We start from the raw sequence: 9,154 nt of genomic DNA, 5'->3' as shown, positions 1-9,154 counted from the left end.
CCCCCCCCCCCCCCCCCGGACGAGGCCCCGCCCACCCCCCCCGGGCGACCGCCCGGGACGCGCGAGATCACGTGATCTCGGCGCGTCCCGGGCGGAGGGCGTCAGCCGGGCACGTAGTCGAACGTGTCCGGGTCCGGGCCGGTGCGCTCGCCGCGGTCGAGGCCGGTGATGGTGGCCATCTGGCCCTCGTCGAGCTCGAAGTCGAACAGCGCGAAGTTCTCCTCCACCCGCGCGCGGGTCACCGACTTCGGGAAGACGACGTCGCCGCGCTGCACGTGCCACCGGAGCACGACCTGGGCCGGCGTCCGGTCCAGCTTCTCCGCGATCGCGACGATCGCCGGGTCGTCGAGGACCTTGCCCTGCGCGATCGGCGACCAGGCCTCGGTGACGATCTCGTGCTCGGCGTCGAAGGCGCGCACCTCGTCGTTGGCGAGGTAGGGGTGCACCTCGATCTGGTTGACCGCCGGGCGCACCTCGGTCTCGCCGAACAGCCGGCGCAGGTGGTGCGGGTTGAAGTTGGAGACGCCGATCGCGCGGCACCGGCCGCCGGCGTAGATCTCCTCCATCGCCTTCCACGTCTCGACGTAGTCGACGTCGATCGTCGGCAGCGGCCAGTGGATCAGGAACAGGTCGAGCTGCTCCAGGCCCAGGTCGGCCATCGTCTGGTCGAAGGCCCTCAGCGCGTCGTCGCGGCGGTGGTAGCCGTTGTCGAGCTTGCTGGTGACGAAGACCTCGGACGGGTCGATCCCCGACTCCCGGATCGCCTGACCGACCTCCTTCTCGTTGCCGTACATCTCGGCGGTGTCGATGTGCCGGTAGCCGACCTCGAGCGCGGTGCGGGTCGCCTCGACGGTCTGGTCCGGCGGGATCTGGAACACGCCGAAGCCCAGCTGCGGGATCTCGACGCCGTTGTTCAGGCGGATGGTGGGCACGGTGGCCACGGGCTCTCCCTCTCGGTCGCGGACGGTGGGCGGCGCGCCACTCCACGGCGCACCCGGCCCCCGTGGAGCGCGCCTACCCGCCGACCGCGTCCCCAACCCGTGACGCCCGCCCCTCCGTCGCGTCCGCCACGACCGCCGGGCGGCGCAGCAGGGGCGCGCCGAGCAGCGCGAGCCCGGCCGCGCCGGCCGCGGCCAGCGCGGGGACGGCGAACGCCGCCCGGGCGCCCCACGCGTCCACCGCCGCGCCCGCCAGCGCCGACCCGGCGGTGACGCCCAGCGTCAGCCCGGTGTTGGTCCAGGCCAGCGCCTCGGTGAGCGCCGACCGCGGCACCCGCGACTCGGCCAGCGACGTCCCGGACACCAGCACCGGCGCGACGGCGAGCCCGGCGAGGAACCCGGCGCCGACGAGCAGCGGCAGCGAGGTCACCGCCCACAGCCCCTGCGCGGCCAGCCCGAAGAAGACCGCCGTCGCGAGGAACCGGGTGGCCAGCGTGCCGCGCAGCCGCGCCACCCCGTAGGCGAGCCCGGCGACCAGGCTGCCGCCTGCGTAGAGCGCGAGCGCGAGCCCCGCCAGCGCGGGCGCGCCCTGCTCCTCGGCGAAGCCCACGACGACGACGTCCATCGCGCCGAACACGGTGCCCACGCCCAGGTAGGTCGCGCAGACCAGCAGCACCGCCGCGTTGAGTGCGGCCGGCCGGCGGTGCCCGCCGCCGGCGGAGGTGGGCACCGCGACGGGCTCGGTGGCCCGCTGCCGGGCCAGCCACAGCCCGCCGACGGTGCCGAGCACGATGCCGGTGGTGAAGCCGGCGGCGGGGGCCACCATCGTGCCGAGCACGGTCACCAGCGGCGGGCCGACGACGAAGACGACCTCGTCGACGACGGACTCGAAGGCGAACGCGGTCTGCCGCCGCTCGGCGTCCTCCAGCGCGGCCGCCCACCGGGCGCGGACCAGCGCGCCGATGTTGGGCAGGCTCGCCCCGGTCAGGCCGGCGAGGGCGAACCACGCCCAGCGCGGCCCGTCGGCGACGACGACGCCGACGAACGCGAGTCCGGTGACGAGGTAGGCGGCCATCGCCACCTGCAGGACCCGCCCCTGGCCGCGGCGGTCCATGGCGCGGGCCCACTGCGGCCCGCCGGCCGCGGCCGCGAGGGCGAGGGTGCCGGACACGGCGCCCGCCAGGCCGTAGCTGCCGGACTCGCCCTCGACCAGCAGCACCGCGCCGAGGCCGAGCATCGGCAGCGGGAGCCGGGCGACCCACCCGGCGAGGGAGAACCAGACGGCGCCGGGGACGGCGAACAGGCGGCCGTACGGACCGAACAGGGTGCGGGGTGACACGGGCTCTTCTCGCGCTTCCTGGCCACAGGCGAGTGCGGGACTGCCCGCCGGACTCTCGGGTGGCGTCGCGACGGTAACAACGGCCGCCGACGTCGTCGTCCCGTTTCGCCCGCGGTCCTGCGTGTCGCCGACGGGGGTACATGAACGTTCATGCACTCTGTGCGGCGCCTGTCACACCGACCAGAGGATCCCCGTGGCCACGACCCGACCGCTGCGTCTCCGCCTCCTGCTCGTCCCGTTCCTCGCGCTCGCCGCCCTGCTCGTGCCCGGCACCGCCGCGGCCTCCGGGGGCGACGACGGCGGCTCCGTCGAGGGGGCGGTCACCGGCGACTTCGCCGTCACCGTCAACGGCCGCACGTCGAACCCGGCGGCGGGCCGCGAGACCCGCCTGCGGGACGTGACCCCGACCGGCCCGGTCGCCGTCCGCGGCCGGCACGTCACCTTCACGATCGACCCCGCGACGCTCGGTGTGTACGACTACACGCTCACCGGCGCCCCCGACCCGCAGCGCATGGTCACCGCGCCGACCGTCGTCTTCGCCTCCAAGGTCCCGGTGCTCACCGCCGCCCAGCTGCGGGGCGTGCGGATCACGGAGCTGCGGCTGCGCGACGACGTCCTGGTCGCCGAGTTCGCCACCGCGGCCGGCAAGCTCAAGGTGCAGGCGAAGGACGCCCCGTAGGGCGGCATCTTCCAGATGGAGCAGGAGTTCGGCACCGCCGTCGAGTACGTGCACACCCTCGGCGCCGGCCTCTACTACTTCGTCAACGAGTACACGGGGAAGGTCAACTTCGGCGACGGCGTCGCCGGCGACGCGACCCACCAGATGCTGCTCGGCAAGGACAGCCCGCAGGTGGCCACGCGGCTGGAGCAGACCGCGACGACGTCGCGCTGGTCGGTCGCCTCGGGCGGCCGGATGGGAGGCGTGCTCGGTGAGGACGCGGTCGAGCTGTCGGCCGGCGCCACCAGCTGCACCTCCGACTGCCAGGCCCGCAACCGCATCCAGGGCTCGGTCCCCGTGCCGCCGGACCCGACCGACCCCACCCCGATCGGCTGACCGCCGTCGGCGTTGCAGCGCCGGCGCAACCCCCGCATCCGCGGGCGCGGCCCGTACCCCCGGGTCGCGTCCGCGGATGCGGCGCGATCCGGAAGCTCTCCCGCGGGACGGGGGACCTGGTCGGCGTTCCGCACTACATTCGCCAACGTGAGTGCGACCCCGCTCCCCGACCCCTGGACCCGTCCGGCCGACGGCGTCCCGGGCAGTGCCGTTGCGGGGAGTGGCGGGCTGGTCGACCGGCACGGCCGGGTCGCCACCGACCTGCGGGTCTCGCTCACCGACCGCTGCAACCTGCGCTGCTCCTACTGCATGCCGCCCGAGGGCCTGCAGTGGCTGCCCAAGGTCGAGCAGCTCACCGACGACGAGGTCGTCCGGCTGGTCCGCATCGGCGTCGAGCAGCTGGGCATCCGCGAGGTCCGCTTCACCGGCGGCGAGCCGCTGCTGCGTCCGGGCCTGCCCGGCATCGTCGAGGCGACGACGGCACTGCGCCCGCGCCCGGAGGTCAGCCTCACCACCAACGCCATCGGGCTGGCCCGCGTCGCCCCCGCGCTCGCCGCGGCCGGGCTGGACCGGATCAACGTCAGCCTCGACACCCTCGACCGCGAGCGGTTCAAGACCCTCACCCACCGCGACCGGCTCGACGACGTCCTGGCGGGTCTGCAGGCCGCGCAGGACGCCGGGCTCACCCCGGTCAAGGTCAACGCCGTCCTCCTGCGCGGCATCAACGAGGCCGACGCCGTCCCGCTGCTCGACTTCTGCCTCGAGCGCGGCTACCAGCTGCGGTTCATCGAGCAGATGCCGCTCGACGCGCACCACGCCTGGACCCGCGGCGAGATGGTCACCGCGGAGGACATCCTGGAGCGGCTCTCCGCCGCGCACGACCTCACGCCCGACACCGAGGAGCGCGGCTCGGCGCCCGCCGAGCGGTGGCTGGTCGACGGCGGCCCGGCCACCGTCGGCGTCATCGCCTCGGTCACCCGCTCGTTCTGCGGCACCTGCGACCGCACCCGGCTCACCGCCGACGGCCAGGTCCGCAACTGCCTGTTCGCCCGCGAGGAGTCCGACCTGCGGACGGCGATGCGCGAGGGCGCCACCGACGCCGAGCTCGCCGACCGCTGGCGGATCGCCACCCTGGCCAAGCTCCCCGGCCACGGCATCGACGACCCGAGCTTCCTGCAGCCGTCCCGGCCGATGTCGGCCATCGGCGGCTGAGCGCCGTGCCCGGGACCGTCACCGTCCGCTACTTCGCCGGCGCCCGCGCCGCCGCCGGCGTCGACACCGAGACCTGCCAGGCCGCCACGCTGCAGGAGCTGGTCGGCCGGATCGTGGAGACCCACGGCGAGCGCCTCGAGCGGGTGCTCACCGCCTGCTCGTTCCTCGTCGACGGAACGCAGACCCGCGACCGCGCGTTGGAGCTGTCGCCCGGGGCGGTCGTGGACGTGCTGCCCCCCTTCGCCGGAGGATGACCGCCCCCTCGTGAGCAAGCCTCACCATACGAGCCGTCCCCTGCCTCCTCCCGCCACCGAGGTCCTCCCGTGATCGAGTGGCTGCTGGTCCTCGTCGGCGTCCTGCTGGTCCTCGCCTGCGCCGCCTTCGTGGCCTTCGAGTTCGCGCTGGTGACCGTCGACCGGGCCACCGTCGAGCGGGAGACCGAGGCCGGCGTCCGCGGGTCGGCCGGCGTGCTCGCCGCGCTGCGGACGCTGTCGACCCAGCTGTCCGGCGCCCAGCTCGGCATCACCGTCACCAACCTGGCCATCGGCTTCGTCGCCGAGCCCTCGATCGCCACGCTGCTGCGGGGGCCGCTGGAGTCCGTCGGCCTGTCCGGTGCCGCGGCCCGGTCGGTGTCGATCACCCTCGCCCTGGTCCTGGCCACCGTGCTGACCATGGTGTTCGGCGAGCTGGTGCCCAAGAACGTGGCGATCAGCGAGCCGCTGCGCACCGCCCGCGCCGTCGCCGGCTTCCAGCGCGGCTTCACGAAGGCGACGTCGCTGGTCATCCGGTTCCTCAACGGCTGGGCCAACGCGATGCTGCGCCGGCTGTTCGGCGTGGAGCCGCAGGAGGAGCTGGCCTCGGCCCGCTCGCCGGAGGAGCTGACCTCGCTGGTCCGCCGCTCGGGCCGGCAGGGCACCCTGCCCGCCGAGACCGCGGTGATGCTCGAGCGCGGGCTGGCCTTCGGCGAGCTGCGCGCCAGCGACGCGGCCACCCCGCGCACCCGCATGACCACCGTCCCCGCCGACGCCCCCGTGGCCGAGGTGCTCACCACCGCCCGCGACTCGGGGCACTCCCGCTTCCCGGTGGTCGACGACGGCGGTGCCGACGACGTCGTCGGGATGGTCCACGTGAAACACGCGCTCGCCGTCGCCCGCGACCGGCGGGCCGACACCCCGGTCTCGGCGGTCATGCTGCCGCCGCTGTTCGTCCCCACCTCCCGGCGGCTGGACGACCTGCTCGGCGACCTGCGCCGCGGCGGGCTGCAGATGGCCGTCGTCGTCGACGAGTACGGCGGCACCGACGGCGTGGTGACCATCGAGGACCTCGTGGAGGAGATCGTCGGCGACCTCACCGACGAGTACGACGACGAGACCGGCGACGACGTCGTCGACCGCGGCGACGGCACCTGGTCGGTGTCCGGGCTGCTGCGGCCCGACGAGGTCGCCGCGGCCACCGGTCTGGCCGTGCCCTCCGACCGGCACTGGGAGACCCTCGGCGGCCTGGTGCTGCACGTGCTCGGCCGGATCCCCGAGGTGGGCGACCGGATCGAGGCGCGGCCCGCCCTGCCGCCGGAGCTGGCCGCCGAGGCCGAGGGGCTGCCGGCCGGCGTGTGGGTGCAGGTCGAGCGGGTCGACGGCACCCGCGTCGAGCGGGCCGTCGTCGGCGGCCTGCCGGCCACGACCGGCGACGAGGAGGAGGACGACCGTGGGTGACTGGCTCGGCGTGCTGGTCGCCGTCGCGCTGCTGCTCGCCAACGCGTTCTTCGTGGGCGCGGAGTTCGCGCTGATCTCCGCGCGCCGCTCCTCGATCGAGCCGCTGGCCGAGGCGGGCTCCCGCCGCGCCCGGACCACGCTGGCCGCGATGGAGCGCGTGTCGCTGATGATGGCCGGCGCGCAGCTGGGCATCACCGTCTGCTCGCTCGGCCTGGGCGCCATCGGCGAGCCCGCGGTGGCGCACCTGCTCGAGCCGGTGTTCGCGGCGGTGTCGGTGCCCGAGGCGCTGGTGCACCCGATCTCGTTCGTCATCGCGCTGACCGTCGTCGTCGCGCTGCACGTGGTGATCGGCGAGATGGTGCCGAAGAACCTGGCGCTGGCCGGCCCGGACCGGGCCGCGCTGGTCCTCGCCCCGCTGCTGTCCGGTGTGGTCACGGTGCTCAAGCCGGTGATCGTCGCCCTCAACGCGCTGGCCAACGGGGTGCTGCGGCTGCTGCGCGTGCAGCCCCGGGACGAGGTGACCAGCGCGTTCACCCGCGACGAGGTGGCCGGCTTCATCGACGAGTCCCGCGCCGGCGGCCTGCTCGACGAGCGCGGCCACGAGCTGCTCACCGGCGCGCTGCAGCTGGAGGAGCGCGACACCCGCTCGGTGCTCATCCCGCGGGCCGCGCTCACCGTCGTCGCGCCGGACGACGACATCGCCGCCGTGGAGCGCGCCGCGGCCACCACCGGCTTCTCCCGCTTCCCGGTCGCCGACGGCGACCGGCTGCTCGGCTACGTGCACGTCAAGGACGTGCTGCGGGCCGACGGCGCCCCGGAGCCGCGGGTCCGGGACATCACCCGGCCGCTGCCCCGGGTGGCCGCCGAGGACGACCTGCGCCGCACGCTGGGCGTCATGCAGGCCGGCCGCGCCCAGTTCGCCGCGGTCACCGAGGGCGGCGGCGTCGTCGGCGTCGTGGCGCTCGAGGACATCCTGGAGGAACTGGTGGGCGAGATCCGGGATGCTGCACACCGGGATTCCGCACACCGGAACGCCGAGAGGACGGGAGCGCGATGAGCTTCATCGAGAAGGCGAAGGCGAAGGCCGAGGAGCTGCTCGGCCGGGCCGAGGAGGTCTACGGCGAGTCGCACGGCGACGCCGCCGCGCAGGCGGCCGGCGAGGCGCACCGGCTGGAGGGCGAGGCCGAGCTGGAGGAGGAGCGCGCCGAGGAGGCCGCGCACGGCCACGGGCACGCCCGCCCGACCGACGAGGACGGGCAGGCGCCGGTCCGCTAGCTCCCCAGCCGCAGGGCCACGAGGGCGACGTCGTCCTCGGGCCGGCCGTGCACGAGCCGCTCGATCACCTCGTCGCACAGCTCGTCGAGCGGGCGCCCGCCGAGCTCGGCGACGGCGTCGGCCAGCCCGGCCAGCCCGGCGTCGAGGTCGAGGCCGCGCCGCTCGACCAGCCCGTCGGTGAACAGCAGCACCGTGGAGCCGGGCTCGAGGACCACGGTGCTCTCGACGCGGACGCTGGCCGGGTCGACGCCGAGCAGCAGGTCGCCGGGGGGCGGGGGCAGCGCGACCGGTCGGCCCGACGGGTCGAGGACCAGCGGCGGCAGGTGGCCGGCGCTCGACCAGCACATCCGCGTCCGCCCCGCCGCGCCCTCCCCCGGCACGCGCTCGAAGCGGGCGACGGCGGCGGTGGCGTAGGTGTCCACGCCGAGGATCGCCATCGCCTCGTCCAGGCCGCGCAGCACCTCGGCCGGGCCGGCGTCGCTGTAGGCGGCGATGCCGCGCAGCAGCGAGCGCAGCTGGCCCATCGCCGCCGCGGCGGCGGTGTCGTGCCCGACGACGTCGCCGATGACCAGGGTCGTCGCCCCGCCGGGCTGGGGGAAGGCGTCGTACCAGTCGCCGCCGACCCGCGCCGCCTCCGCCGCCGGGGTGTACCGGACCTCGACCGCCCCCAGCCCGGAGCCGCGCGGGTCGGTGAGCAGGCTGCGCTGCAGCGCCTCGGCGAGCTGGTGCTGGCGGGCGAACAGGCGGACGTTGTCCAGCGCCAGGCCCACCCGGCCGGCGACCTCGCGGGCGGTGAGCGGGTCCACCCGGGCGGCGCTGCGGCTCTCGGCGGCGAGGAAGGTGAGCGCGCCGATCACCCGGTCCCGGCCGGGCAGCGGGACGGCGAGCACCGCGGGTGCGCCCAGCTCCCGGTAGAGGCCGGCGGCCTCCTCGTCCCCGATCGCGGCGAGCACCGCGGCGCCGTCGGCGGTCACCGTCTCCCCCGCCAGCGCGCGGACCACCGGCGCGGCGGCCGGCATCCCGGGCAGCCGGACGGCGGCGTAGCGGGCCAGCAGCTCGCGGCGACCGGGGTCGCCGTGCCAGGAGCCGAGGTCGCGGGGGCGGCCCTCGTCGTCCAGGACGGTGAGCAGGCAGGCCTCGCCCAGCTCGGGCACGACCAGCCGCGGGATGCGGCGGACCGCCTCGGCGAGCTCGAGCGTGCCGGTCAGCTCGGAGCCGACCCGGGCCAGCAGCGCGAGCCGGTCCTGCGCGGTCCGGCGGGCGGTGACCTCGGAGAAGTACAGGGCCAGGCCGGCCGGCAGCGGGACGGCACGCACCTCGAACCAGCAGTTGAGCGGCTCGGGGTGGTAGGCCTCGACGCTCTGCGGGGTGCCGGTGGCCATCACCTCGCGGTAGACCCGGCCGAACTCGTCGTCCCGGTTGGCGGGGAAGGACGCCCAGTAGCAGCTGCCGACGAGCTGCTCCCACGTGCGGCCGACGACGGCCTCGCCGTGCACGTTGACGTAGGTGACCCGCCAGTCGGCGTCGACGGCGATGTAGCCCAGGGGCATCGCCTCGAGGACGGGGTCGCGCTCCGGCGCGGGCACGGGAACCTCGCTGTCGTCCGGCCGCTGTGCGCGGGCAC

At 75.6% G+C, this 9,154-nt stretch carries 10 protein-coding genes; 7 read left to right on the top strand and 3 right to left on the bottom strand.

Annotation, left to right across the window (positions count from 1 at the left end):
- Positions 1-101: 101 nt before the first annotated feature.
- Together ACI796_RS15275 and ACI796_RS15270 are read right to left on the bottom strand one after the other, a co-directional pair.
- Positions 102-941 (bottom strand): aldo/keto reductase, encoded by an 840-nt coding sequence (locus tag ACI796_RS15275; protein WP_456942078.1) that lies wholly within the window; start codon positions 939-941, stop codon positions 102-104.
- A gap of 73 nt (positions 942-1,014) precedes the next feature.
- Complete coding sequence (locus ACI796_RS15270; protein ID WP_456942077.1) at positions 1,015-2,277, bottom strand: MFS transporter; 1,263 nt, start codon at positions 2,275-2,277, stop codon at positions 1,015-1,017.
- 193 nt (positions 2,278-2,470) lie between these two features.
- Here ACI796_RS15270 and ACI796_RS15265 point away from each other — a divergent pair, with 193 nt between their 5' ends.
- The 7 genes from ACI796_RS15265 (at position 2,471) to ACI796_RS15235 (ending at position 7,530) form a co-directional block, all read left to right on the top strand.
- Positions 2,471-2,956 (top strand): hypothetical protein, encoded by a 486-nt coding sequence (locus tag ACI796_RS15265; RefSeq protein ID WP_456942076.1) that lies wholly within the window; start codon positions 2,471-2,473, stop codon positions 2,954-2,956.
- 15 nt (positions 2,957-2,971) lie between these two features.
- Positions 2,972-3,331, top strand: a complete 360-nt coding sequence (locus ACI796_RS15260) for a hypothetical protein (RefSeq protein WP_456942075.1) — start codon at positions 2,972-2,974, stop codon at positions 3,329-3,331.
- 147 nt (positions 3,332-3,478) lie between these two features.
- The gene (gene moaA / locus ACI796_RS15255; protein ID WP_456942074.1) at positions 3,479-4,543 is read left to right on the top strand and encodes a GTP 3',8-cyclase MoaA; all 1,065 of its coding nucleotides are present in this window, start codon (positions 3,479-3,481) and stop codon (positions 4,541-4,543) included.
- Positions 4,544-4,548: 5 nt separating this feature from the next.
- Complete coding sequence (locus ACI796_RS15250; RefSeq protein WP_456942073.1) at positions 4,549-4,797, top strand: MoaD/ThiS family protein; 249 nt, start codon at positions 4,549-4,551, stop codon at positions 4,795-4,797.
- 69 nt (positions 4,798-4,866) lie between these two features.
- Entirely contained in the window at positions 4,867-6,255 is a 1,389-nt protein-coding gene (locus ACI796_RS15245) for a hemolysin family protein (RefSeq protein ID WP_456942072.1), read from the top strand.
- Entirely contained in the window at positions 6,248-7,312 is a 1,065-nt protein-coding gene (locus ACI796_RS15240; RefSeq protein ID WP_456942071.1) for a hemolysin family protein, read from the top strand. Before ACI796_RS15245 ends, ACI796_RS15240 begins: the two co-directional genes overlap by 8 nt.
- On the top strand, positions 7,309-7,530 hold the full coding sequence (locus ACI796_RS15235; protein WP_456942070.1) for a hypothetical protein: 222 nt from the start codon (positions 7,309-7,311) through the stop codon (positions 7,528-7,530). The genes ACI796_RS15240 and ACI796_RS15235 overlap by 4 nt, the downstream gene beginning before the upstream one ends.
- Here ACI796_RS15235 and ACI796_RS15230 read toward each other — a convergent pair.
- Positions 7,527-9,116, bottom strand: coding sequence for a SpoIIE family protein phosphatase (locus ACI796_RS15230; protein WP_456942069.1), 1,590 nt, complete (start codon positions 9,114-9,116; stop codon positions 7,527-7,529). The two genes, ACI796_RS15235 and ACI796_RS15230, sit on opposite strands and share 4 nt — an antisense overlap.
- Positions 9,117-9,154: the final 38 nt, after the last annotated feature.

Source organism: Geodermatophilus sp. SYSU D00525 (genome assembly GCF_054050475.1).
Note: the sequence above shows the minus strand (reverse complement) of the source record. Positions and strands in the feature narration are given on the sequence as shown.